The organism is Streptomyces jumonjinensis, assembly GCF_009600885.1.
In the GTDB taxonomy this organism is placed as follows: Bacteria; Actinomycetota; Actinomycetes; order Streptomycetales; family Streptomycetaceae; genus Streptomyces; species Streptomyces jumonjinensis.
On record NZ_VCLA01000145.1, the window covers coordinates 72,342 to 96,898 of the forward strand.

20 protein-coding genes and 3 pseudogenes are annotated in these 24,557 nt (G+C 71.0%); 12 read left to right on the forward strand and 11 right to left on the reverse strand.

Going from position 1 to position 24,557, the window contains the following annotated elements; genetic code table 11:
* Positions 1–12: 12 nt before the first annotated feature.
* Entirely contained in the window at positions 13–1,044 is a 1,032-nt protein-coding gene (locus FF041_RS17765; protein ID WP_153523718.1) for a zinc-binding alcohol dehydrogenase family protein, read from the forward strand.
* Between the two features lie 51 nt (positions 1,045–1,095).
* Here FF041_RS17765 and FF041_RS17770 read toward each other — a convergent pair whose 3' ends face one another.
* Positions 1,096–2,838 (reverse strand): SulP family inorganic anion transporter, encoded by a 1,743-nt coding sequence (locus FF041_RS17770; protein WP_153523719.1) that lies wholly within the window; start codon positions 2,836–2,838, stop codon positions 1,096–1,098.
* 193 nt (positions 2,839–3,031) lie between these two features.
* Between FF041_RS17770 and FF041_RS17775 the strand changes: the two are divergent.
* Both FF041_RS17775 and FF041_RS17785 read left to right on the forward strand, forming a co-directional pair.
* A pseudogene (locus FF041_RS17775) lies at positions 3,032–3,285 on the forward strand (universal stress protein); the annotation flags it as partial.
* Between the two features lie 350 nt (positions 3,286–3,635).
* Positions 3,636–4,058: a hypothetical protein gene (locus tag FF041_RS17785; RefSeq protein ID WP_153523720.1), complete on the forward strand. Its 423-nt coding sequence runs from the start codon at positions 3,636–3,638 to the stop codon at positions 4,056–4,058.
* A gap of 315 nt (positions 4,059–4,373) precedes the next feature.
* On the opposite strand, the gene FF041_RS40760 is transcribed toward FF041_RS17785, so the two are convergent.
* Positions 4,374–5,759: an MBL fold metallo-hydrolase gene (locus tag FF041_RS40760; protein ID WP_434094504.1), complete on the reverse strand. Its 1,386-nt coding sequence runs from the start codon at positions 5,757–5,759 to the stop codon at positions 4,374–4,376.
* A 157-nt stretch (positions 5,760–5,916) separates the two neighbouring features.
* Here FF041_RS40760 and FF041_RS17800 point away from each other — a divergent pair, with 157 nt between their 5' ends.
* Entirely contained in the window at positions 5,917–6,984 is a 1,068-nt protein-coding gene (locus FF041_RS17800) for a zinc-dependent alcohol dehydrogenase family protein (RefSeq protein ID WP_153523721.1), read from the forward strand.
* A gap of 21 nt (positions 6,985–7,005) precedes the next feature.
* Positions 7,006–7,764, forward strand: coding sequence for a helix-turn-helix domain-containing protein (locus tag FF041_RS17805; protein WP_153523722.1), 759 nt, complete (start codon positions 7,006–7,008; stop codon positions 7,762–7,764).
* Positions 7,765–7,797: 33 nt separating this feature from the next.
* On the opposite strand, the pseudogene FF041_RS17810 reads toward FF041_RS17805, so the two are convergent.
* Positions 7,798–8,184: pseudogene (locus FF041_RS17810) on the reverse strand (CBS domain-containing protein); the annotation flags it as partial.
* 231 nt (positions 8,185–8,415) lie between these two features.
* Positions 8,416–9,288, reverse strand: a complete 873-nt coding sequence (locus tag FF041_RS17815) for a universal stress protein (protein ID WP_153523723.1) — start codon at positions 9,286–9,288, stop codon at positions 8,416–8,418.
* 311 nt (positions 9,289–9,599) lie between these two features.
* Here FF041_RS17815 and FF041_RS17820 point away from each other — a divergent pair, with 311 nt between their 5' ends.
* The gene (locus FF041_RS17820) at positions 9,600–10,601 is read left to right on the forward strand and encodes an Acg family FMN-binding oxidoreductase (RefSeq protein WP_323391999.1); all 1,002 of its coding nucleotides are present in this window, start codon (positions 9,600–9,602) and stop codon (positions 10,599–10,601) included.
* 17 nt (positions 10,602–10,618) lie between these two features.
* Here FF041_RS17820 and FF041_RS17825 read toward each other — a convergent pair whose 3' ends face one another.
* The 4 genes from FF041_RS17825 to FF041_RS17840 form a co-directional block, all read right to left on the reverse strand.
* The gene (locus FF041_RS17825; RefSeq protein ID WP_194292083.1) at positions 10,619–10,936 is read right to left on the reverse strand and encodes an acyl-CoA-like ligand-binding transcription factor; all 318 of its coding nucleotides are present in this window, start codon (positions 10,934–10,936) and stop codon (positions 10,619–10,621) included.
* A gap of 207 nt (positions 10,937–11,143) precedes the next feature.
* Entirely contained in the window at positions 11,144–11,770 is a 627-nt protein-coding gene (locus tag FF041_RS17830) for a phospholipase domain-containing protein (RefSeq protein WP_153523724.1), read from the reverse strand.
* Positions 11,771–12,010: 240 nt separating this feature from the next.
* A complete protein-coding gene (locus FF041_RS17835; protein WP_153523725.1) occupies positions 12,011–13,285 on the reverse strand; it encodes a right-handed parallel beta-helix repeat-containing protein in 1,275 nt (424 codons plus the stop codon).
* Positions 13,286–13,774: 489 nt separating this feature from the next.
* On the reverse strand, positions 13,775–14,839 hold the full coding sequence (locus FF041_RS17840; RefSeq protein WP_323392006.1) for a hypothetical protein: 1,065 nt from the start codon (positions 14,837–14,839) through the stop codon (positions 13,775–13,777).
* Positions 14,840–14,972: 133 nt separating this feature from the next.
* On the opposite strand from FF041_RS17840, the gene FF041_RS17845 reads away from it, so the two are divergent.
* A complete protein-coding gene (locus tag FF041_RS17845) occupies positions 14,973–15,593 on the forward strand; it encodes a TetR/AcrR family transcriptional regulator (RefSeq protein WP_323392008.1) in 621 nt (206 codons plus the stop codon).
* A gap of 73 nt (positions 15,594–15,666) precedes the next feature.
* Here FF041_RS17845 and FF041_RS39090 read toward each other — a convergent pair whose 3' ends face one another.
* Complete coding sequence (locus FF041_RS39090; protein WP_153523727.1) at positions 15,667–16,098, reverse strand: SDR family oxidoreductase; 432 nt, start codon at positions 16,096–16,098, stop codon at positions 15,667–15,669.
* On the opposite strand from FF041_RS39090, the gene FF041_RS39095 reads away from it, so the two are divergent.
* From FF041_RS39095 to FF041_RS17875, 5 genes and pseudogenes are all read left to right on the forward strand, one after another.
* Complete coding sequence (locus FF041_RS39095; RefSeq protein WP_323392010.1) at positions 16,061–16,405, forward strand: winged helix-turn-helix transcriptional regulator; 345 nt, start codon at positions 16,061–16,063, stop codon at positions 16,403–16,405. The two genes, FF041_RS39090 and FF041_RS39095, sit on opposite strands and share 38 nt — an antisense overlap.
* 606 nt (positions 16,406–17,011) lie before the next feature.
* A pseudogene (locus FF041_RS17860) lies at positions 17,012–17,711 on the forward strand (DUF5933 domain-containing protein); the annotation flags it as partial.
* Positions 17,712–17,956: 245 nt separating this feature from the next.
* Positions 17,957–18,142, forward strand: coding sequence for a hypothetical protein (locus FF041_RS39100; RefSeq protein ID WP_228388311.1), 186 nt, complete (start codon positions 17,957–17,959; stop codon positions 18,140–18,142).
* A 262-nt stretch (positions 18,143–18,404) separates the two neighbouring features.
* The gene (locus tag FF041_RS17870; RefSeq protein ID WP_153523728.1) at positions 18,405–19,703 is read left to right on the forward strand and encodes a cytochrome P450 family protein; all 1,299 of its coding nucleotides are present in this window, start codon (positions 18,405–18,407) and stop codon (positions 19,701–19,703) included.
* A 170-nt stretch (positions 19,704–19,873) separates the two neighbouring features.
* Positions 19,874–22,411 carry a PEP/pyruvate-binding domain-containing protein gene (locus FF041_RS17875; protein WP_153523729.1) on the forward strand — a complete coding sequence of 846 codons (2,538 nt, stop codon included), beginning with the start codon at positions 19,874–19,876 and terminating at the stop codon, positions 22,409–22,411.
* A gap of 75 nt (positions 22,412–22,486) precedes the next feature.
* Here FF041_RS17875 and FF041_RS17880 read toward each other — a convergent pair whose 3' ends face one another.
* Together FF041_RS17880 and FF041_RS17885 are read right to left on the reverse strand one after the other, a co-directional pair.
* Entirely contained in the window at positions 22,487–22,951 is a 465-nt protein-coding gene (locus FF041_RS17880) for a hypothetical protein (RefSeq protein WP_153523730.1), read from the reverse strand.
* Between the two features lies 1 nt (position 22,952).
* Positions 22,953–24,554, reverse strand: a complete 1,602-nt coding sequence (locus FF041_RS17885) for an acyl-CoA synthetase (protein ID WP_323392013.1) — start codon at positions 24,552–24,554, stop codon at positions 22,953–22,955.
* Positions 24,555–24,557: the final 3 nt, after the last annotated feature.

Genomic DNA, 24,557 nt, shown 5'->3' on the forward strand with positions numbered 1-24,557 from the left:
CAGGCTTGAGGCATGGCTGTATCCGCGTCCACGCCTGCCGCGCACAGTGGCTGGGCCGTAAGGACACCGGGGCCGATCGACACCGGGCCGTTGGAGCGGGTCCGGCGGGAGATGTCAGCACCCGGTCCGGGGGAGCTGCTGCTGAGGGTGGAGGCGTGCGGTGTGTGCCGTACGGATCTGCACCTGGCAGAGGGGGACCTCGTACCGCACCGGCCGTCCACGATTCCCGGGCATGAGATCGTCGGCCGGGTCGAGGCCGTGGGCGAAGGCGTCGGCCTGTTCCGCGTCGGGGACCGGGCGGGCGGGGCCTGGCTGCGCGGAACCTGTGGGTGTTGCCGGTATTGCCGGGCCGGCCGGGAGAACCTCTGCCCGCGGTCCATCTATACGGGGTGGGACGCGGACGGCGGTTTCGCCGAGACGGCCGTGGTTCCGGAGGCGTTCGTCTACCGGCTGCCGGAGGACCGGGACGCGGAGCTGCTCGCCCCTCTCCTGTGCGCCGGGATCATCGGCTTCCGGGCGCTTCGGCGCAGCGTGCTGCCCGAGGGCGGGCGGCTGGGGATCTACGGTTTCGGCGCGTCGGCTCATCTGGCCGCCCAGGTGGCTCTTGCCGAGGGCGCCACGGTTCATGTGCTGACCCGGTCTGCGCGGGCGCGGGCGCTCGCCCTGGAACTCGGCGCGGCTTCGGCGGGTGGTGCCTACGACCGGCCGCCCGAGCCGTTGGACTCGGCGATCCTGTTCGCCCCGGTGGGCGACCTGGTGCCGGTGGCGCTGGAGGCCCTGGACCGGTCGGGCACCCTCGCCGTCGCAGGTATTCACCTCTCCGACATCCCGGTGCTGAACTATCAGCGCCATCTGTTCCAGGAGCGGAATCTGCGCAGCGTCACCTCCAACACCCGCCAGGACGGGCGGGACTTCCTGGCGCTGGCCGAACGCGTCGGCATCCGGGTCACGGTGAGCCCCTACCCCTTGAGCCGCGCCGACCGGGCGCTCGCCGATCTGGCGGCCGACCGGGTGAACGGCGCCGCCGTACTGGTGCCCGGCTGACGTCCAGCCCACCGGAAATCCGGGACGCCGACCCGGTATCCGGGCCTGGCGTCACCCGGGTTCGTCGTCCTCGGGCTCTGCCCGGTCCCCGCACCACCTCCGGTAGGCGGCCACGGCGGTCGGCAGGGTCGGGAAGATCAGCTCGGGGCCGACCGACTCGGTCAGCCCGTAGGCGTCCAGCGGGTCGCGCAGATCCTGCTTGACCCGGGCCATGGCGAACACGACGCCCCGCTCGGTCAGCTCCCGCCGCAGTTCCTCCACGGAGTCCAGCGCGGTGATGTCCACCTCCACATTCGCCTCGGTGTTGAGCACGAACCAGCGGACGGGTTCGGTCTGCTCGTTCACGGCGGCCAGGGACCGGCGCTTGAAGTCCTCGGCGTTGGCGAAGAAGAGAGGGGAGTCGTAGCGGTAGACCAGCAGGCCGGGGATGGTGCGTGCTTTCGGGTAGTCGTCGACGTCGTGCATGCCGGGCATGCCGGGCACGAGTCCCTCGACGGCGTCGTGCGGTCGGGCGACCCGGCTGAGCAGCTCGGCCACGGACAGGCCCACCGCGACGAGGACCCCGTACAGGATCCCGAGGGCGAGCACACCGAGCAGACAGCCCACGGCGAGGAGAAGCTCCCGCCGGCGGAAGGCCGCCAGGCGCCGGAATCCGGCCAGGTCGATCAGTCGGACGGCCGCGTAGACGACGAGCGCCCCCAGTACGGGGACCGGGATGTGGCTGAGCACGGGGCTGAGGAACAGCAGCACGGCGACCACCGCCGCGGCGGTCACGAGCGAGTACGCCTGGCTGCGTCCGCCCGCCGACGCGGCGAGGGTGGTGCGGCTGGCGCTGCTGCTCACGGGGAAGCCGTGGAAGAGGCCCGAGCCGAGGTTCGCGGCGCCCAGGGCGAGCAGTTCCTGGTTCGGGTCGTGCCGGCCGGGGTCGTCGCGGTCGGCGAAGGCGCGTCCGGTGAGGATGACGTCGCTGTAGCCGACGAGCAGGACGCCCAGTGCGGGCAGCAGCAGGCGGGGAAGCTCGCCCAGGTCGGGCAGGGAGGGGACGGGCAGCCCGGACGGGACCGCCCCGACCACCGCGATGCCCTGCTCCCCCCAGTCGAACAGCGCGACGGCGGCGGTGCCGAGGACGACGGCCAGCAGCGGCCGGGGAACAGCCTGCCAAAGGCGCGGCGCCGTGAACAGGAAGGCCAGGACGACGGCGCTGAAGCACACGGTCGCCGGTTCGGCACGGGAGAGATTCCGAAGGAAGGACAGCGCCTGGGGGAAGAACTCCGCCCCTGTCGTGGGGACGCCGGTGAGCCGGGGGAGCTGGTCCACGATCATGATCAGGGCGATCCCGGTCAGATAGCCGATGAGGACCGGCCTCGACAGCAGATCGGCCACGAATCCGAGGCGGGCCGTCCAGGCCACCAGGCACAGCAGCGCGACCGTGACCGCGAGCGCGGCGGCCAGCGCGCCGTAGCGTGCGGGGTCTCCGGCCGCGAGCGGCCCCACCACGGCGGCGGTCATCAGCGCGGTCGTCGATTCCGGGCCGACGGACAGGAGCCGGGACGAGCCGAGCAGTGCGTAGAGCACCAGGGCGGGCAGAACCGCCCACAGCCCGGTGACCGGCGGTAGTCCCGCGACGCTCGCGTACGCCATGACCTGGGGTACGAGGTAGGCCGCGACCGTGATCCCGGCCAGTACGTCGCCCCGCAGCCAGGAGCGCCGGTATCCGGCGAGCAGCGTGATTCCCGGCAGCGGTGGAAGGAACCGATGCCGTCTCCCGCCGGCGTCGTCGGCGCGCTGGGGCAAGGGGGTCTCCTTTCGCCCGGGCCTTCAGCATCCCGCCACCGGGCGGGCAGCCGCGAGGCCGGAGCCTCGTCCGGCCCCACGGTCCGGGCTCTCCGGCAGGGAGGCGGGGGACTGTGATGCCTCGCCCGTTCGCGTCCCGGCGTTCATGCTGGAAGAGGCGGCCCCTCAGCCACCGCCGCCTCAGGGGGCGCACATGCCCCGCACCGTAACCGTCGGTCTCGACGGCTCCCGGGAGAGCCTCGCTGCTGCCCAGTGGGCGGCCAGGGAGGCGTCTCTGCGCCGTCTGCCGCTGAGGCTCGTGAACGTCTGGGAACCCGTGCCCCTCGGCCAGGCTCCGGTCATGGGCGAGGAGACCCAGCGCGCGAGGAGACCCACCGCCACTGGTCGGAGCGTGTCCCCCGGGACGCGGCCGAGGGGCTGTCGCAGACCCATCCCGATCCTGAGATGGTCCGGGGCCCGTACCCTGGCCCGGCCCCGCCGCGTACAGCTTCGCGATCCGCTACCAGGGGCACTGGGGCGTACGGCTCCGGCTGCGCGACGGACAACTCCATATGTCCGTACCGGACTTGGACCGCGCACCGGTCGGTGTCGAACTTCCCGACCGCACGGTCTCGGTGGCACCGGGGAGACCTGCAACCTCACCCTGCCGGGCGACTGACCTCTTGCTCGAACTACCCGTTCGCCCGGCCCGTGTCAGGCATCAGGGTCGAGATCCTCAGGTGTGCGATAGGGGAGCCGGCAGAGAGGGAAAGCCGACCGGGTACTCACTGGTTCACGGATGCCTGAGGAGCTGATGCATGACAGAGCGGACATTGATCACTCCGGGCTGGGGCGTGCGTTCACTGGGCGCGTTGCTGTGTCTCGCGGTGGTGGCCGTGCATGTCGTGGACCAAGGGGGCGTGCCGGGTTCGAAGACACCGCAGTACGTCGCCGTCCTCTACTACGCCCTGGAGATCGCGGGTGTCCTGACGGCCGTGCTACTCGTCGCGCGCGGAACCCGGCTGAGCTGGTTCCTGGCGATGGGGGTGGCGGCAGGACCGATCGTGGGATACGTCCTTTCCCGGGGGCCGGGGCTGCCCGACTACAGCAGCGATGTCGGCAACTGGACCGAGCCCCTCGGACTGGTCAGCCTGGTCGTCGAAGGTCTCCTCCTTCTCCTGTCGGCGGTGAACTTCCTCCGCCGGCCACGAACCGCCGGAGCGCGAGGGTGCCCATGGTGAGCCGGGCGGTGGCTGCCCTGCCCTCACATGAGTGAAATGTCATCAGCCGTCCGCAGGCCGCTGCGGTGACGACACACCGATTCGCCGCCGGCCTGTGGAGAGAGTGCCCGTGCTGAGAAGAACCCTGCTCCGCGCCGTTTCGGCGGCCGGGAGTGCGCTCGCGCTCCACGCGACACATCCGGCACCCGCTGCGGGCGTATCCCCGGCGTCCCTTGGTCCTCGTACGAGAACAGCCAGGAAGCGGCCACACTCTGGTATCACGAATCACACGCTCGGAATCACCCGGCTCAACGTCCACGCCGGACTCGCCGGTTTCTATCTGCTCCGTGACGACCGGGAGATGGCGCTGATCGACCGCAACCACCTGCCCAGCGGGCGGTACGAAGTCGAACTGGTCATCCAGGACCGCATGTTCCAGCCGGACGGCCGTCTGGCCTTCCCGATGCTCCCGCCGCCTCGCCCCAGTGGCCCGGCGGCCCATCGGTCCGGCCCGAGCAGGACCCGGGGAGCGGTGCGCTGTCCGAGGTCCGGATCCGAACCCCGCAGCCGCCGGACGCCCTGGAACGCGGCCCGAAGGACACGGTGCAGGCACCCCCCGGCCGGGTCACCCGGATCAGGGCGGTGTTCGACAGACGAGGTGTCCATGTCTGGCACTGCCACATGCTGGACCACGAGGATCATGAGATGATTTGCACAACTATGAGGTGATCTGACCTGCGCTCTGCCTGGTGGCCGTGACGCCCTGCCGTCGGCGGAGACACCGGGCCGCAGCTCGGGGGCCTGGGCGCGGACGGCGTCCCGGTAGACCTCCAGGGCGGCCAGGGCCATGGGGCTGTCCACGAAGACGGGCACGCCGGCGGGCAGGGTGCCCGCGCGGCGCAGGGCGGCGAGTTCGTGCAGGACGACCTCGGTGCGGTCGAGGGCGAACGCCGGCACGACCACGATGCCGCCGCGCCGGATGGTCCGGTCGACGACGTCGGCGAAGAGGCTTCTGCCGGTCGCGTCGTCGTGGCGGCGGTTGCCGTAGGTGGACTCCATGAGCAGGACGTCCGCGCCGGAGAAGGGTTCCGCGGGCTTCAGCAGGGGGTGTCCGGGGCGGCCGAGGTCCCCGCTGACGACGAGGGTGTGCCCGTCCTCCAGGGTGAGCCGGGCCCAGGCCGAGCCGAGGATGTGCCCGGCGGAGTGCAGGGTCAGCCGGATGCCCGTCATGATCTCGACCTCGGTGTCCATGCCCACCGGGTCGAAGAAGGACACGGTCCGGTCGACGTCGAGGTCGTCGTAGAGCGGCTGGGCCGGGCGGTGCTTGGACCAGCCGTGCTCATTGGCGTGCTGGGCCGCCTCGGTCTGGAGCCGGGCGCTGTCGCGCAGCACGATTTCTGCCAGCCGGGCTGTGTTCGCGCTGGTCAGGATGGGTCCCCGGAAGCCGTGCCGGACGAGGCGGGGGAGGTAGCCGCAGTGGTCCAGATGGGCGTGGGTCACGACCACGGCGTGGATGTCCCGTGCGTCGCACGGCAGCGGACGCCAGTTGCGGCGCCGCAGATCGGCGAGCCCCTGGAACAGCCCGCAGTCGACCAGAACGCGTGAGCGCGCGCCCTCCACCAGGAACTTGCTGCCGGTGACCGTGCCCACCCCGCCGAGTAAGGTCAGCAGCGACGGCACCGCCCGGCCCATGGGGGCCGGGCGCACGGACTGCTCCGCCATGGCAGCGGCCTCCTCGCGACAGGTGCTCTCCCCGTCCAGTGTCCGGGCCGGCCCCCGATCGGGCATCCGGGAACGGGCCCGCCCCAGATGCCCGATCCGCCGGCCCGCGAGACGCTGAAGGAGCGCGGCTGCGACAGCAGAGAGCGAGGTCACCGCGATGAAAGCGCTCGTCTTCGAAGGCCCGGGACGAACCTCCTGGCGGGATGCGCCGGACCCTGAGGTCAAGGACGCCGCCGACGCGATCGTCCGGGGCGACACGGTGACGATCTGCGGCACCGACCTCCACATCATCAAGGGAGACGTACCCGAGGTGACACCCGGCAGAATCCTGGGGCACGAGGCCGTGGGCGAGGTGATGGAGGTGGGGGCCGAGGTCCGCACCGTCCGCCCCGGCGACCGGGTGCTGATCTCCTGCATCTCCCCGTGCGGACGGTGCCGCTTCTGCCGCGGGAACCGCTACGGACAGTGCCAGGGCGGCGGCGGCTGGGTCCTGGGCCATCTGATCGACGGAACCCAGGCCGAGTACGTCCGCGTACCCTTCGCCGACCTCTCCCTGCACCCCCTGACCAGCGCTGTCGACGGCGCCGACGCGGTGCTGCTGGCCGATATCCTCCCCACCGCCTACGAGGTGGGCGTGGTCAACGGTCAGGTGAAGCCCGGCGACACCGTCGTCATCGTGGGCGCCGGCCCCATCGGACTCGCCACCGTCGCCACCGCCCGGCTCTGCACCCCCGAACGGATCATCGCCGTCGACCTCGCCGAATCCCGGCTGACCGCCGCACGGGCCATGGGCGCCGACGCCACGGTTCTCAGCACCGAGGACCCCGAACGGCTCGTCGCCGATCTCACCGATGGCCTCGGCGCCGATGTGGCCATCGAAGCGGTCGGCCTGCCCGAGACCTTCGACCTGTGCACCCGGATGGTCCGCCCCGGCGGCCGGGTCGCCAACATCGGCGTCCACGGCAAACCCGCGACCCTTCACCTGGAGGATCTGTGGATCAAGGACGTGACCATCACCACCGGCCTGGTCGACACCTTCTCCACACCGCTGCTGCTGCGCATGACGGCTGCCGGGAAGATCCCCCTGACCTCGCTGGTCACCCACCGTTTCGAGCTGGATCAGATGGAGGAGGCGTACGACGTCTTCTCCCGCGCCGCCGACACGGGCGCGATGAAGGTGGTCCTGGGCGGTACCCCGCACGACACCGTGCTGCCCGCGAACTAGCACCCGATGGAGGCGAACGACATGCCGGACACGACACCTCCCCCCTCCGGCCCACGGGGAGACGGCATCCGGCGCACGGATATCGGACGCCGGATCACCACACGGCGCGAGGCACTGGGACTCTCCCGTCAGGAACTGGCAGAGCGCAGCGGAACCGCGACCAACTACATCGACTACCTCGAAGACCGGGAATCAGCGCCCGGCATCGGCGTCATGCTCCGGATCGCGGACGCCCTGCAGACCACGGTCCCCGAACTCACCGGAGGGACGGTCGACCGGCCGCAGGGCCGCGGATCCGCCCTCCGCGACGCGAGCCTGCGGGAACTCGGCGAAGACGAATGCCGCGCCCTCCTCTCTCAGGGCGGCGTCGGCAGGGTGGCCCTCATCGCCTCCGACGGCCCCGCCGTCGTACCGGTCAACTACCTCCTCGCCGACGACGAGATCGTCTACCGGACCGCTCCCGATACCGTGCCCGCTTCGGCGGCCGAAGCAGCCGAGGTCGCGTTCGAGGTGGACCACATCGACGACACCTTCAGCCAGGGCTGGAGCGTCCTGGTGGTCGGGGAAGCACGCCGCATCACCGACCCCGACACCATCCGCGAACTCGAACCGAAGGCCCGTGGCCTGGCCTGGGCCGGAGGCGAACGCCCCCTCTGGCTCGCCATCTCACCCCGGCGTATCACCGGCCGCCGCATCGTGAACTCCCTGGGCACCCCCCTGGCCGGACAGGCGGGAACCCCGCCCCCAGAAGGCGACGGCCCCGGCGGCGACACGCCCTGAACGACCGCCCGGCATTGCCCCGCCCCTGCCGCGCTATCCGTGGCTGCGCGGGGGCGGGCCGCTGAGGTCCACCCGGATGTCGACCGTGCCCTCCACCGCACGCACCGCCCTCGCCAGCAGCGGAATCAGCGACCGGTCCTGAAGATCGCCGCTGAGGGTGACGACCCCGTCCGTCACCGAGGCGTTCACGTCGGCAGCGGCGACCGAGGCGTTCACGCCGGCAGCGGCGGGTACCTTCCCGAGGACCGTGGCACGGGTCTCGCCCGCGATCTCCTCATCCGGGCGCGGAAACACCTTGAGCAGGTCGCTGCGGCTCACCACGCCTTCCGGCATGCCGACCCGGTCGACCACGGGCAGTCTCTTCACCTGCCGCCGCGCCATGATCCTCGCGGCCTCGGCGATGGTCACGTCCGCGTGGAGGGGTAGCCGGACGCGTCAGGCCGCGCCGGGACGGGTGTCGGCGGAGCCTGGCTCCAGGTCCAGCCGGCCACCTCGGGGAGATCGGTTCCGCGCCAGCCGGCCACCTCAGGGAGATCGGCTCCGCACACGGCGGTCCTAGGCGTGATGTCTCAGCCGTACGTCCTCCATCGCCTGCCGCCAATGCCGATCGCGGCACGGCCCCGAGCACCGTCTTCCCGAGCACGGGACGGCTCACTCGTGCGGGACGACGGCCACGGGGCAGGGCGCGTGGTGCACCGCCGCTTGCAGCACGGGACCGATCCGGGGCCGGAGCGGAAGCGGCTCCTGCCGACGGCCCACGACGAGCAGCCCGGCCCCGGAGGCCCCCCGCACCACCGCCCGCGCAGGGCTCTCCGTCCGTACGACCTCCTCCACGCGGACCCGGGGGTACTCGCTCCGCCAGGGGCGCAGCGCCTCGGAGAGATTCCGCCGGGCGCCTTCGAGGAGGCTCACGGAGATGTACGAGTCGACATCCGTCCGTGTGTATGCGGGCACCGGAACCCTGATGCCGTGGACGGCCCGGAGGGCGACGTCCCGCTTGGCGGCGCTTTCGAACGCGAAGGCGACCAGCGCGTCACACGGACCGTGCAGGCTCAGCCCCACCACCACGTCACCCTCGTCCCCGGTGTCCGTAGTGTCTGCCGAGTTCTCCCGGGCACGCACGAGAACGGTCGGAACCGGGGACCGCGCCAGCACCTGCAGGCCGACATCACCGAGAAAGTAGCTGGTCAGGGGTGCCATGTCCCGGGAACCGAGCACCAGCATCCCCGACGCGTCCGCCGCAGCCCGCAACGCGTCCCTGGGGTCCGCGCGCACCAGATCCTCGACGATGGGAAGGTCCGGGAAACGCTGCCCGATCGCCGCGCGGGCACCATCGACAATCTGCCTGGCCCAGTAGTTCTGGTCCTCCTCCGAAGGGGACTGGGCAGATTCCAAGGACAGCAGCACCCAGGCGTGCAACAAGCGCAGGGTCGCCCCGCGCAGGGCCGCCTCCCGGGCCGCCCAGCCGGCCGCGGCCACAGACTCGGGCGTCCCGTCCAGGCCGACGGTGATGACTGGCTCCATGATGTGCCCCGCCTCCTCCACGTCTGTTCCCGTCTCCTGTGACGAGGACTGGACCCCGTCCGGTGGCGCGGTCCTCCGACGGGCACCGCGAACACACTTCAAGAGTGGCCGCGCCCGGTGGGATCTGCGACACGAACGGCCCCGGACCGTTCGGAAGAGTCCGGGGGGAGGGGGGACGCCTGCTCCCGGACGGTGGGCTCTGGCGGGATGCCGGAACCGCGCGAGACTGGAAGAGGGGCCGATCCGGTCACGAAGAGGGGCCGATCAGGTCATGCCGACGGCCGGGCAGAAGAAGGACGGCAGGGAACCCCGTGTCCTCACCAACGCTCGACGAACGCACGGTGACCAGCCTCGTCGCCGATGCCATCGCCGCACCTTCCATGCACAACGCACAGCCATGGCGCTTCCACTTTGCTCCGCGCAGCCGCACCTTCACCCTTTTCGCCGACCTGGACCGCGCCATGCCCCACACCGATCCCACCACACGGGGACTGCACGTGGGCTGCGCCGCCGCCCTCCTCAACCTGCGCGTCGCCGTCACCCACCACGGCTGGCAGCCGACGACCACACTGCTCCCCGACCCCGGCACCCCGCATCTCCTCGCGACCGTGCGGCTCGCCCCCGCACCACCGGAAGGCCGTCCGGGACCGGCAGCAGAACTCGGCGATCTCCACCCGGCCATCCACGACCGCCACACCAGCCGCTCCCCCTTCGCCGACCAGAAGATGCCGCCGTACCTGCGAGACGCACTCGTACAAGCAGCCCGCCACGAAGGCGCCGCCCTGACCTTCCCCGCCGAGCAGCACCTGGGGAACGTGCTGGACCTGATCCGCGACGCCGAAGGCTACAACCGCATGGACGACGACAGGGACGCCGAGACGAGGCGCTGGACCCGCGACTCCAAGACCGACGCCCCCAGCGACGGAATCCCGGACTACGCCTTCGGACCACGCAGAGGCGGCGGCGCCGCGGCCACCCGCGACTTCGCCGGCCGGAGCACCCTCCCCGGCCGACCCGTTGCGAACTTCGAGGGCCACCCCCAACTCGCCCTGCTGAGCACGGAAGGCGACGAGCCGGCCGACTGGCTGCACGCTGGCCAGGCGCTGGAACGCGTCCTCCTCCTCGCCACCCGGCGCGGACTGGTCGCCGCCTTCGCCACCCAGGCCCTCGAATGGCCCGACCTCCGCTGGCTCCTGCGTGAACCCGTCTCCGGCACCGGCCACGTCCAGATGGTCATCCGCCTCGGATACGGGCCCCGAGGCCCCAGGACACCACGCCGCCCCGTGCGCGACGTACTGACGATCGGCGACTGACCGGTGGCGCCGGTTCGTCAGCGGGCGAGAACCGCGAAGGCCTCGTCGATGAGGGCGGTGAGATCGGAGCGCCCCTCGGCGGCGGCCCAGTGCTCCAGGGCGGCGTTCAGACAGTCGAGCGCTGCCGCCGCGAGGACGGACTGCGCCAGCCCGGCGGGCGTGCCGGACCCCTTGCGCTCCGCGAGAGCACGGGCCAGGAGGGCGTGCCAGCCGTCCTGCTTCTCAAGCCGCCGGGCACACAGGGACGAGGTCTCCTGCACGAGGTTCAGCAGCGCGAGAGCGTGCTCCGGGTCCTGCCGGTACGGGTCGAGGACGGTGTCCACGGCACGGCGCAGGGCCGTCCAGTCATCCTCGGCGGCAGATCGTCGCGACGGCCTCCGCGTTGCCGGGCTCCAGGGCGGAGCCGGGAGCGGCGGGCGGTGACCCGGGCCACGAACAGCCGTACGGCGTTCGACTCCGCCGGCCGGTCGGCCGGGCGGGTGTGAGCGGGTGGGTGTGAGGGGGCGGGTCCACGCGCCTCCGGGTCACCACGAGCAGGCGCGTCACGTCCGTGCGGGTATCCGGTGGGTGTGCAGTTCCCCGCTCCTTCGGGATGCCTCCTGTGCCGGGTGGGTCGGTGCCGGTCGGGATGCTCCGCCCTCCCGGCCGGCGCACCACCGTCCACGTGCGGGGCCCAGGCTCTGCCCGTACCCCGTCCCACAGTCGGGAGGTTGCGGGACGGGGGCGATCCGGGCCCGGGGGCAGGCGGTGCGGAGGCCCGGGTCGCTCGTGCCGGGGCGGCCGTTCTCGACATGGCCGGCGAAGCGGCACAGGAAGCCGTTCGGGCCGTGGACGCTCAGATCGTGGGCACCGTGCGAGTAGGCGCTGTTCCAGGTGTCGGTGACGGTCTGTCCGGTTGCGGTGGTGTACGTACAGGGGCCGTCGGTACGGTTCCCGGGCCTGATCTGGAACGCGGCGCCCGTCCAGCGGCCGCCGCTGAGCGGGATTTCACGCGCGGGAACCGTGCAAGTTGCGATCACCCATATGTGGTAACAGGCTGACATGGGAAGCACCTTGAGTGCCGACCCACGCCATGCAGGTCGCACACGGCGCGTGCAAGGGGATGACGGCCACGAACACCTCGACGAAGGCCGTGCGGGGTGAAAGGTGTGGGCATGGCGAAACCTCATCGGCGTCCAGTACCGCAGCCGCGGTCAGCGGGACCAGTGGCCGCGACGGCTGTACTGCACGTCGGGCTCGGTGCTGATCGGCGGCGCCCATGCAGGACTGGCTTTCGCCTGCTGAGTTCCCTCTTGGCCGACGTGCCGGACCGGGCCGCCCCCGGGGCCGTCACTGAATTCCCCTGCCCGTTCTGAACAGTCAGCCGACGGGGATTGTGGCCGGGCCGGACACGGTGGCCGGGCCGGGCCTCAGGGAGTGCAGACGACGCCCGCGCACTGGCCGGGTTCGGCGTTGTTGCCTGCCCGGTTGCCTCCGCCGTCTACATTGCCCGGGTCGGCGAAGATGCCCCAGCCGTCGTTGTCCCGGGCGGTGTTGCCCTGAAGGGTGTGGACGGCCTTCGAGACGAAGATGCCGCCGCCCTGGTTGGCGTTGGCGGTGTTGCGGACCAGCCGGTTGCCGGTCCCGGGCGCCGCTTCTCCCTCGACACGGATGCCCTGTGATCCGTTGTGGCCGGCCTGGTTGAGCCGCAGGGAGTTGTCGAGCGAGAGCTCCAGGCTGATGCCGTCCCCGGTGGTGTGGTCGGCGATGTTGGACTGGATCAGATTGTGGTCGGCTTGGCTCAGCTCTATGCCGCCGGTGTTCCTGCTGACGTCGTTTCCGGTGACCGTGTTGCCGTGGGCGGATTGGAGGACGATTCCGCTGTCGCCGTTGTCCTGGAGCGTGTTGGACAGGAGATGGTTTCCGGTGGAATCGGAGACGGTCAGCCCGGCATCCTGGTTCAGGGAGGACGAGTTGTCCTGGACGAGGTTGTCGTTCGAGCCGAGCCGCAGGGCGATCGCACCGTCGCTGCTGTTGCCGACGGTGTTGGTCAGCAGGGTGTTGCCACTGGCGCCCTCCAGGATCAGGCCGCCGTCCCCGCTGTCGGCGATGCGATTGCCCTCCAGATGGTTGTCGGCGGAGTTCTGAACGAGGACGCCCTCGCCCTGGTTGGCGGTGATCGTGTTGCCGACGATCACGTTGCCGCTCGATCCGCCGGTGATCACGACACCCCTTTGGGCCTGCCGCTCGATGAGGTTGTCGCGTACGCGGTTGTTGTTGTCGGCGTTGTCGAGTTCGATGCCGGAGAGTTCGTTGTCATGGATGGTGAGCTTTTCGATGACATTGCCTGAAGCACCGGGGCTGAGCTGTGCTCCATGGTCGAACTGCTGCACACGGGCGGAAGTACTGCTGCCATTGGTGATGACGGTGTTGTCGAATCCGTTGTTGCGGACCCCGACGCCCAGGCCGACGCCGTCGATGGTGTGCCCATTGAGGTCGATGGTGATGCCGCTGCCGCCGACGACCAGACCGTCGCCGGGGCAGTCGAGCAGATCAGCGGTGAGAACGACGCCGACTGTGACCGTCTGACCGCAGGAGAGCTGCGCGGCGTGCGCCGCCGGCGGGTGCACCGACAAGCTGAACAGCGCGGTTGCTCCCGCCGCCGCGAACCACCCTGAAGAAAGCGTTCTGGAGAGGCGGATCATGCCGAGACTCCTTCTGCCATGGTGTTGCCGGCCAAGCTTGCGGGCCGGGTGCGGACCCTTGAGCCGGCGACGAGACGGATGACCCGTCCTCCCGCACAGGGTCAAGCGAAGGCCTTCCGAAGGCTACGAAGCGGCAAAGAATGACCTGAGCCAGGCGAAGGTTGGCTGAATCACGGATATAGGTGACATGTCTGCTCGTTCATGTTTTCTGTCGTCGCTCATCTGCCTTATCGGGGCGGGGCAGGAGCGTGCTGGCGTGCCCCGCTGCGACGCTCGATGCCCCGGAAGCCCGGAAGCCCGGAAGCCCGGAAGCCCGGAAGCCCGGAGGGTCGAGTGTCCGGTGACCGCTGCCGTTCGACGTGCTCCGGGAGCATCTCGACGACCGCCCACCGGATGTTGCGGGGCCTGCTCGACGACCATGTCCTCGGCGACTCCACCGCAGGCACCGGTCCGCGCCGCATCCCGGTCCATTGGACGGCTTTCGGGTCCTCACCCTGCCGCACCCGGGGCGGTGTTCCCGCCGTCGTTCGTCCGGCTGCGTCCAAACTTCGCGAGCGCGTGGAAGGCGGCTTTGGGCTCCCACGGGAGGCCCGGGTATGCGGTGCCGGTTCGGCCGCCGTCGAGGACTTTGACGACGCCGAAGGACGCCTTGTCGAAATCGCGGTCGTCGTCGGCGTCCGAGTGCGGGAGGTCGTAGCGGGCGAAGGTGTTGACGAAGGCCGCGTCGATGCCGGCCCGGTCGAAGGCGACGAGGAGCTCGCACAGGTAGTCGGCCTGTTCCTGTTCATCGCGGGTGACGTGGGTGCTGAACCGTGCGGGACGGGCGCGGTCGTCCCATACGACGACCGTGTCGCCCCGGCCGCCCGCGTCGGCTGCCCCGCGATAGGTGGTGCAGCCGAACTCCGTGACGGCGGCGGGCCTGCCGAGTGCGGTCAGTGCACGGAGGCCGTCGGCCAGCCGGTCGGCGGTCTGCGCGTCGCGGTAGCCGGCGTCGGTGGCGACGACGTCGAACGGCGCCCAGTCAACGCCCTCGAACGGAAGTGAGGCGTACCCGATCGGGCCGCCGAACCGGGCCCGCACCACGGCGACCGCCTCGCCGAGGAACGCGTTGATCCTGGCGGGGAGGCCGGGAAGCGCGGCCCTCAGCCGCTGCGGGTCGGCGAGGACGGCGGTGCGCTCCTCAAGGGTGTCGCCGGGCAGGAAACCGGTGGTGAAGAGGGAGATCTCCGCTCCGGTGAGGAAGACGACCCCGGCGTCCGCGCGGCGCAGCCGCTCGGCGCGCTCGGCGCTGTCGGCGAGGAAGCCGAGGAGTTCGTCCTGGGTCAGACCATGGGTGAACGGCGAGTACCAGACCTCCAGTCCGGCGTCGGCCGCGTACCGTGCGGCCGTGTCGAGCCGGTCGCGGTCGCCGCCGGTGACACGGACGGCGTCGCAGCGCAGCTCGTCGCGGATGATCTGCATCTCGCGGCGGACGGTGGCGAGGTCGAAGGGTTCGCGGGTGCTGGTTCCCGCGGAGGTGAAGCCGGTGTCGTAGGTGATGCCGAAGGCGCGCACGGCGGGTCCTCTCTCCCCCAACTGTAAGGTACGTCCCGTACCTTAACCCTGGGTTGGGGAAGGGAACACGGGTATCCGGAACGTACGATGCGTACCGTAGACCTCGGTACGCGGAGGGGGGAGGGGACGACCGGTGGCGCATGGCGGGCAGGGGCGGCGGCGTGGAGCCGCGCTGGAGGAGGCGATTCTGCGAGCGGCGGCCGAGGTGCTGAAGGATTCCGGCGTCGCGGGCCTGACCATGGAGGAGGTGGCCCGGCGGGCGGGGACGAACAAGAACGCGCTCTACCGGCGTTGGCCGAACCGCCTCGCGCTCGGCGTCGCGGCGTACCGCCGCCTGGCCGAGGCGCAGACCGTGCCGCCGGACACCGGCTCGCTGCGCTGCGACGCTCTGGAGATGCTGCGGCGCGCGAACAGCACCTGGTCATCGCCGTACGGGGAGATCCTCCGCGGCCTGATCGTGGCGGCTGACGGCACTTCGGAGCTCCTGGCCGAGCTGCGGCGCGACCCGGCGGCGGGCGGCGGCGCGTGCGAGGCGGCGTGGCTGACGCTGCTCGGCCGGGCGGTGGCCCGCGGCGAGGCCGCGCCCGAGGCGCTGCACCCCCGGGTCGCCTCCGCGCCGACGGCGCTGCTGCGCAACGAGTATGTGACGCGTGGCGCCCCGGCGGTGCCGGACGCGGTCCTCGCCGAGATCGTCGACGAGGTCTTTCTGCCGCTGGTCCACGGCAGGGGTCCGGTCGGCGGTCCGTCCGCCTGATCGCCTGTCATCAACGTCCAGGGCATCGGCGAGGCCAAGCCCAGAGCCCTCGTCGAGTGCCTCACGGAACCCCTCAAGGGGTGGTCAGGGGTTCATGTCCCAGCTCCCGCTTCAGGTCGTCCACGGTGTCCAGGACGATGCGCTCGCCGGTGACCTCGGGGTAGGGCTTGTGGCCGGAGAAGCCGGCGATGACGGTGTAGCTGCCGTCCGGGGCCAGCCGGGGGATGAAGGCACGGGCCAGGGCCATATGCGAGGTGGTGGTGTCGATGAAGTACTTCTGCCACTCGGTCTCGCTGGTGTCCCACAGGGCATTGCCCATCCACCAGCCGTCGACGGAGGCGACGACGTGGTCGACGCGGCCGTACTCGGCGGCGATCCTCGCGGCGAGGTCGCGGGCCTCGTCGAAGGTTCCGTACGGGGCGTTGACGCCCTTGAGGTTGGCGGCGAGGCCCGGTCCGATCAGCTGGGTGAGCGTGTCGAGGCGCTGCCGGCTGCGGCTGGCCAAGCGCTGGACGGGGCCTCTGATCGATCTCCTGCTGCAGCGCCCCGCCCGCTTCAGCGAGATCCACGCGGCCCTGCCGGCCCTGTCCAAGCGCGTCCTGACCGACCGGCTCGGCGAACTCCAGGGGGTCGGCCTGGTCGAGCGTGAAGTCGCCCCCGGTCCCCCCGTCGCCGTGACCTACCGGCTCACCGAGCGCGGCACGGGCCTCGGCCCCGCCATGGACGCCCTGCGGGCATGGGCCGGGGCACCCGTCGACGACGAAGGAAAGCTGCTCCCGCACAGCGCGGCCGAGGAGTCGGCCGCGGTCTGAGTGGCGGGGGCGGCGGGGCTTCGGCGCCGCCGTCGGTGCGGTGGGTGACCGGCCGGCGGCTCACCCGGCTCCCCGCCTCCCTGACCGAGGGGGGAGCCGCACCGCAAGGCCGTGCTCAGCCGGTCTCCGGAACCGGTGGTCGATTCCAAGCCGCGACACCTCCACGCCGGCAAGGCGTGTGACGCTCCTCACCTGCGGTGATGGCTATGGAGCCCATGCATCGGCGGGTGGGTCTTCTCATGACGTGGACATCAGGTCCTTGACGGCGCCGCCGTCTCGCGCGGTCATCCAGGCGAACCACGGGTTCGGCTGCTGCCGGAAGGGGCGGGGCGGCGGAGGGTCAGGTGCCGGCAGGCAGCCCAGGTGACCAGCGGGACTCACTGGACTGCTTCGATAGCATGATCGGATGATTGGCGATCACCCTGATCGCCCGTCTCGTGCATGGACCGTGCACGAACCGTGCATGGACCGTGCTGCCTGGCACGAAGAATGACCTTTCGATCAAGATCAAGTAAATTGGCTAAATAATCGATACGTGCAACAGGGTGGTTCTCGCGAGAAAAATGCGAAACCGCATTCGCCGTGTGGCGTCAACCGCGGGCGAGGCTGTGGGCCGCGGCGGGTGTGGTCGCCCTCGGATTCCTTATCGCGCTGGAGATCGCCGCGCGTAACTATCACTTGCCGGGGCCGATCGCCCATCAGGCGAGAGAGGCGATATTCGTCCCCGCGTCGGGGCCCCTGCTCTACGTCAGCATGGCGTTGATGATGGTGGTGCTCACATGGCGGCAACGGTTCATCGCGGTCGGCATCGACATCGCCTTCTGGCTCGTACGGTGGGCGGCCGGCGCCGAACAAGGGTATGGCAATTGCATTGTGGGTGATTCTGGGCTGTGCGGTCATCGCTGTGACACGCCGCACCGGCCAGGAACGTGTTCTGCTGCTGAAGGGCGTCGCGCTGGGCCTGCTGCTGGTGGCGGGCCGTAAAACCGGCGATACCTGGCTGCTGATCACGTCGAAGACCCGCCCCGAGGTGCTCGACCAGTATGTGCTGACCGCCGATCAAGCACTGGGCAACCCGTCGTGGCTGGTAGGCCGGATGGTCACGGCCACCGGCCCGATCGGCGCCCATGTTCTCGACTGGGTCTACGTCAAGCTGGCGGTGGCCGCGGTCGTCTTCGCGGTGTACCAGCTGCGTCATGTGGCCGCCGAGGGCCGGTTCCCGGCCCATCATCTGGTGCGCACCTTTCTGGTCATCGGCCTGCTCGGTCCGGGCATCTATATGATCTTCCCCGTGGTCGGGCCGATCACTTCCCGAGCAAGGAAGAGCTGGTGGTCGCCTACGTACAGAGCATCGACCGGGACATCAGGGGCCTGGTCGAGAGCATCCGGGTCCAGCTGTCCGCGCACGCCGCGATCGAGGCATTCTTCGGCGGCCCGGGCGGCGTCGGCGACCAGCTGTGCCGGCCGGGCTTCCGCGGCTGCCCCTTCCTGAACGCCGCCGCCGAGCACCCCGACCCCGAGAGCCCCGTTTCCCGCGCCATCCGCTCCCACATGGACTGGCTCCACGGCCAACTGCTCGCCCTGCTCCGGGAGGCGGACCACCCCACCCCCGAGCCGGCCGCCGACCGCCTGATGCTCCTGCGCCACGGCGGCATGACCCAGGTGCAGTTCATGGACCCGGCCCACGCCCGCACCGTCCTGGACTCAGCCGTCCGCGACGTCCTCACCGGATCCTGAACCGGCCCCGCTCCACCGCGTGGGCCCATCGGGGCGTCCCACTCCGTCGGACGGCCTGTTCAGGGAGGGCGCTGTTGGAGGACGTTGTTGGAGGACGCTGTTGGGGAAGCGCCCTCTGTCATGACCGCCCAACGGGTGTGCCACGAACCCGTCTGCGGCGAATGCATTCGTTCGGGGGGATTGGCGCCCTCAGGGGGCGCAGGGTGTGGTCTCGGCGTGATGATGCCGTCACTGAACGACCACCTGTTTGGAGCGCCCCCATATGACTGTGCAGGAACCGGGCACCACCGAAGCCGACGGCGAACCACTGGACCTGGCCGATCAGGAGCTGGTCCGTGATCCGTTCACCGCCTACGCGCCCATCCGTGAACGCGAGCAGATGGCGCGGGGGCGCGTACGAGGCGTCGACCTCATGTGGGTGGCCACCCGCCACGACGACATCCGTACGATCATGAGCGACCCTCGCTTCACCATCGACGCGGCGACCGTCCCCGGTGCGCCGGTGGCTCACCGCACCGAACAGACCTGGCAGGCCCGCGGCATGCACTCGGGGCACGAGAAATACCTGCGCGCCGGAATCTTCGACGCCGACGGTCCCGACCACCGCCGTCTGCGCGGCCTGGTCACCGCCGCGTTCTCCCCACGCCGCGTGGCCGCGCTGCGCCCCAGGATCGACGCCATCGCCACCCAACTGCTCGACCGCCTGCCGGACCACACCGAGAACGGCGTCGTCGACCTGATCGAACACTTCGCCCGGCCGCTGCCCATCACCGTCATCTGCGAACTCATCGCTGTCCCCGAAGCAGACCGCGACCGCTGGCGGGCACGGAGCGCCACACTGAGCGCCGGCGTATGCGGTGACGAGCTGGGCGACGCACTCGCCGGCATGGTCCACGACGCCCACACACTCATCGACCACCACACCACCAACCCCGGCAACGACCTCATCTCCGAACTGCTCGCGCCCCATCACCGCGATCGATTGAGCACCGACGAGCTTGTCGCACTCATCACCAACCTGGTCGTCGCCGGGCACATCACCACCGTCAACCTCATCGCCAACAGCACCGAAGCGCTCCTCACCCACCCCGACCAGCTCGCTCTGCTGCGCGAAGACCCCACCCTCATGCCGTACGCCGTCGATGAACTCATGCGCTACTGCGGCCCCGTCGTGCGCGCTCTGCCCCGCTACGCCACCTGCGACACCACCGTCGGCAGCACCCCGGTACGTGCCGGGGAAGCCGTCCTGCCGATCGTGTCCGCGGCCAACCGCGACCCGGCCGTCTTCACCGACCCCGACCGCCTCGACCTCAGCCGCACCCGCCGCAGCAGGGAACCCCACCTCGGATTCGGGCACGGCGCCCACCGCTGTCTGGGCGCGCACCTCGCCCAGGAGGAGACCGCCGTGGCTCTGACCGCGCTGCTCAACCGTGTACCGGACCTGCGGCTCGCCACCGATCCGAAGCATCTGCAACGCGGCGCCAACCCCGTCAACCGGCACCTGAAAGCCCTCCCCGTACGCCTGCGACCCGGCCCTGACCCCGACACAGCCGCGAAATAGCGGAACGGTGGGGTCCGGCTTCGCGGTCGCATGCCGGGCGGCGGCGTTGCATGAACAGCCGCATGCCAGGCGGCGGCGTTGCATGAGCCGGCCCGAAACGCGCTCGACGGCCCGGTGGTGCGCCCGAACCGCTCCTCCTAGCCTGGCAGGAGCCACCCCTGGAGGCCCGTATGCCGCTCGTCATCGATCTGCACGCCGTCGACGCCACGATGCCGGCCCTTGTCGGAGGGAAGGCCGCGAACCTGGGTGAGCTGCTGCGCGCGGGACTGCCCGTACCCCCGGGATTCGCCGTGACCACGGACGCCTACCGGATGCTGCCGGCCACCCGCGAACTGACGGGCCTCGCCCCGGACGCGGCCCGGCGGGCACTGCTCGGCGCACCGGTGCCACCGGAGGTGTACGAGGCGGTCGTCACCGCCTACCGCGCGCTCGGCGACGATGCGCCGGTCGCGGTGCGGTCCAGCGCCACGGCGGAGGACCTGCCGTTCGCGAGCTTCGCCGGCCAGCAGGACACCCATCTCAACATCATCGGCGCGGACGCCGTCGCCGACGCGGTCCGGCGCTGCTGGGCGTCGTTGTGGACCGACCGGGCGGTGGCCTACCGCGAGACCAACGGCATCCCCCACGACTCCGTGTATCTCGCCGTCGTCGTGCAGCGCATGGTCCGGTCGGCCGTCTCCGGAGTGCTGTTCACCGCAGACCCGGTGACCGGCGACCGGCGGCATACCGTCATCGACGCCGCCCCCGGGCTCGGCGAAGCCGTCGTCTCAGGCGCCGTGAACCCCGATCACTACATCGTCGAGGGCGACACGGTCATCGAGCGGCGCACGGGGGAGAAACGGCTGGCCGTCCGCCCCCTTCCGGGCGGCGGCACCGAACAGGTCATGGTCCGGGCGGACGAGCGACCCTGTCTGACCGACGAACAGATCCGCCGGCTCGTCGCCCTCGGCGCGGCGGTGCAGGACCACTACGGCAGCCCCCAGGACATCGAGTGGGCGATCGACGCGGACGGCGTGCTCCATCTGACCCAGGCCCGGCAGATCACCACCCTCTTCCCCGTACCGGAGCGGGACGGCTTCCACGTCTACTTCTGCTTCAGCCTCGCCCAGGGCCTTCAGCGCCCGATCACCCCGGCCGGACGCGCCGCGTTCCGGGAGATCGCCCGCTCCGTCAACGAGATCGTCATCGGCGACCCGATGTCGACCGGCTACACCGAGGCGGGAGAGCGGATCTTCTTCGACCTCACCAACGCGCTGCGCGACCGGATCGGCCGGGCGTTCGCACTGAGGCTGCTCGGCCTCATGGAGGCCCGGTCCGCCGAGGTACTCGCCGAGCTCTGCGACCGGGACCCGCGCCTCGCCCTCACCCACACATCGATCCGGCCCGCCCTCCGCCGCGCGCTGCGCCTGGCCCGGCGGTTCCACGCCCCGGCCACCGCCGCCCGCGCACTCGTCCGCCCCGAAGCCGCGCTGCGGCAGGCGCACCGGCTGGAACCGCGCATCATCACCGCGGCCAGGTCCACGACCGCCCGGGGCGCCCTGCGCGACCAGATCGTCCCCGTCCTGCCGGCGCTCGCCCCGGCCGTGCTCATCGGATACGCGATGCTCGCCCTCACCGGCCGGATCGTCCGCACGGAACCCGGGGAGCTCCAGACCGTGCTGCGCGGACTGCCGCACAACATCACCACCGAGATGGACCTGGCCCTGGAGGACCTCGCGGACACCATCCGCGCCGACCCCGCCGCCGCCCGGGCCTTCCAGAACCCGGGCCGCGAAGCCGGCGAGCACGCCCACGCCTACCGGAACGGCGAGCTTCCCCCGACCGCCCAGCGGGGCCTCGCGGCATTCCTGGACCGCTGGGGCCACCGAGCCGTCGCCGAGATCGACATCGGCCTGCCCCGCTGGTCCGAGGACCCCTCGCACATCATCGGCGTCATCGCCAACCTCCTGCGCGCCGACGACCCGGCGGCCCGCCCGGACGCGGTCTTCGCACGCGCCCGGGCCGACGCCGAGGCCATGATCGAACGCCTCGCCCGCCGCGCCGGGCCACGGGGCCCGCTGGTGCGGTTCGCGCTGCGCCGCACCCGGCTCCTCGCCGGCCTGCGCGAGTACCCGAAGTACCTCGCGGTCCGGGTACTCGCCGTGGTGCGCGAGCGGGTCGCCGAACGCGGGGCACAACTCCACGCAGAAGGCCGGATCGACGCCCCGCAGGACGTGTTCTTCCTCGACTTCACGGAGATGGAGACCGAGGACGGGGATCTCCGCCGCACGGTCGCCCGACGCAAGGAGAGCTACGCCCGGGAACTGCGCCGCCGACCGGTTCCCCGCGTCCTGCTCTCGGACGGCACGGCCCCGGAGGCGCACCGCGCACCGGCCGCCCCCGGCTCCCTGACGGGCACCCCGGCGTCCGCGGGGACGGCCACCGCCCCGGCCCGGGTGATCACGGACCCGGTCGGCGCCCGGCTGGAACCGGGCGAGATCCTGGTGGCGCCGTCCACCGACCCCGGCTGGACACCCCTCTTCCTCACCGCCGGCGGCCTGGTGATGGAGATGGGCGGAGCCAACTCCCACGGGGCGGTGGTGGCGAGGGAGTACGGGATCCCCGCCGTGGTGGGCGTACGGGGCGCGATGGAGGCCATCCGGACGGGGCAGATCGTCACCGTGGACGGAGGCGCCGGGGTGGTGTCGGCCCGGGACTGCGGACCGTGACCGGACCCGGGCCGGCGGTGCGGCCCGAGGCCGCTCAGGGGAGAGGGCCATCCCGGATGCCGCACGGTGTCGGCCTCATGTTCCCGGAACGTGCGCCAGGTCCAAGTCCATGTCGGTGGCGGTGACCCAAGAGGGTTCGGCGACCAGCAGACTCAGTTCGAGGTCCTGCACGTCCACATCGACGACGTATCGGAAACCGGCGGCCTCCGCGGCCTCGATCTTCTCCACTCCGCCCTCGTCGACGGCGTACACAATGCGGCGGCACCGCGCGTCCGCAGCTCGGACGGCCCCCACCAGAGTCCGGAGAAGCGTCGTCAACACGTCGCCCCGCACTTCCGACTCGATCCGCACTTCCACGTCGTGGGCGCCCGCGGGGTAGGCGCCCTGGAGACGGCCGGCCGCGCAGCGTTCCACCTGGACGGCGGCCTCGGTCCCCTGACCGTGCAGGCGCAGACTTCCCGTGAAGCGCTGCCACGACTCCACGGTGGTCCGGTATGCGTCCGGCACCGCGAGTTCGGGCAGGGGAGGTATCGCGGGCACGTCAGACGCCCTCAGCGGCCAGCCGCCGGGTGACGGCCTTGTCGAGCTTCCCCGAGGCGTTCCTCGGTACGACCGGAACGACCTTCAGGCGTTGCGGAAGCTTGTACCGGGCCAGCTGTGCGGCGCCGTACGCGCGGACCTCCTCCAGAGTGACCGAGGGCGACCCGTCCACGCTGACCACGGCGACCACCGTCTCGCCCCACTGCTCGTCGGGGACACCGACGACCGCGATGTCGACGACGCCCGGCATGGACGCGAGGACTCGCTCGACCTCCGCGGGGTAGACGTTCTCACCGCCGCTGATGATCATGTCCTTGAGCCGGTCGACGATGTAGAGGTATCCCTCCTCGTCGAGGTAGCCGATGTCGCCCGAGTGGAACCAGCCCTCGTCGTCGAACGCGGCCTGGTTCGCCTCCGGGTTGTTCCAGTAGCCGGCGGTGACGTTCGGCCCGCGGACGACGATCTCACCGGGCTCGCCGGACATGACGGGCTCATTGGCGGCCGTGTCGACGACCCGGACCTCTGTGAAGGGCATGGGGATACCGGCGGAGCCGATCTTGTCCAGGGTTCGCTCGGCCGGCAGATGAGTGGCGAAGGGAGCGGTCTCGGTCAGCCCCCATGCCTGCTGGAGCAGCACGCCGTGCCGCGCGTAGAGCTCGATGAGCGAGGGCGGGACCGGTGCGCCGGCGACCACGATCGAGCGCAGCTCGCTCAGATCGTGCTCGAAGACGCCGGGGACGCGAGACAGCGCCGCGAACATCTGGGCTATCCCGAACATGGAGTTGACCCGATGGGTGAGGAGGTCGTCGAGACACTCCTGCGGATCGAAGCGGCGGCGCACCACCACGGTGCCGCCTCGCACCAGGGTGCGCAGGGTGAAGCTGTTCAGGGCGCCGACATGGAAGAGCGGCGCCGCCACGTAGGTGACATCACCTCTGCGCGTGTCGAGACTCAGTTCGACGTTGACGGAGTTCCACCAGATGTTGCCGTGCGTCAGCACGACTCCCTTGGGCCGGCCGGTGGTGCCCGAGGTGAACATGAGGACCGCCGCGTCGTCGGCGTACTTGGCGAACACCTTCGGCTCGGGAACCGCGGCCGTGATCAGGGCCGACCACGGTTCCCAGCCGGCCGCACCGGCGGTCGGCGCCTCCGGGTCGTCGTCCACGAGCAGGAAGCGCGTCAGCGCGGTCCTCGAACGCACCTTGTCGACGCTGGCCCGGTGCCCTTCCTCGCAGACCAGGACCGCTGCACCGCTTCCGGCGAGGACAGCTTCGAGCTCCGGCTCGGCGAGCCGGAAGTTGACCGGGACGAACACCGCGCCGAGCCGGAAGGCGGCGAGCATCGTGACCAGAAAGGAACTGCTGTTGAGCCCGAGGTAGGCGACCCGGTCGCCGTCACCGACGCCGGAGTGGACGAGCACGGTCGCCAACCGTGCCGCCTTGTCGTCGAGTCGCGCATACGTCAGGTCTCCGCCGGCGTAGCGGATGACGACGGTGTCGCCGTGGTGCACCGCGTTGCGTGCGACGGCCGCGGCGGGATTGAGATCGATCCGCAGCCCCGAGTTCCGTGGGTGAGGTGTGGTGGCTGATGGCGGTGTGGTCACTGT

Coding starts and splice junctions, on each gene's coding strand:
- FF041_RS17765 (WP_153523718.1), top strand. CDS start 13: ATGGCTGTATCCGCGTCCACGCCTGCCGCGCACAGTGGCTGGGCCGTA.
- FF041_RS17785 (WP_153523720.1), top strand. CDS start 3,636: ATGACAGAGCGGACATTGATCACTCCGGGCTGGGGCGTGCGTTCACTG.
- FF041_RS40760 (WP_434094504.1), bottom strand. CDS start 5,759: ATGGCGGAGCAGTCCGTGCGCCCGGCCCCCATGGGCCGGGCGGTGCCG.
- FF041_RS17800 (WP_153523721.1), top strand. CDS start 5,917: ATGAAAGCGCTCGTCTTCGAAGGCCCGGGACGAACCTCCTGGCGGGAT.
- FF041_RS17805 (WP_153523722.1), top strand. CDS start 7,006: ATGCCGGACACGACACCTCCCCCCTCCGGCCCACGGGGAGACGGCATC.
- FF041_RS17815 (WP_153523723.1), bottom strand. CDS start 9,288: ATGGAGCCAGTCATCACCGTCGGCCTGGACGGGACGCCCGAGTCTGTG.
- FF041_RS17830 (WP_153523724.1), bottom strand. CDS start 11,770: ATGAGGTTTCGCCATGCCCACACCTTTCACCCCGCACGGCCTTCGTCG.
- FF041_RS17835 (WP_153523725.1), bottom strand. CDS start 13,285: ATGATCCGCCTCTCCAGAACGCTTTCTTCAGGGTGGTTCGCGGCGGCG.
- FF041_RS39100 (WP_228388311.1), top strand. CDS start 17,957: ATGGACTGGCTCCACGGCCAACTGCTCGCCCTGCTCCGGGAGGCGGAC.
- FF041_RS17870 (WP_153523728.1), top strand. CDS start 18,405: ATGACTGTGCAGGAACCGGGCACCACCGAAGCCGACGGCGAACCACTG.
- FF041_RS17875 (WP_153523729.1), top strand. CDS start 19,874: ATGCCGCTCGTCATCGATCTGCACGCCGTCGACGCCACGATGCCGGCC.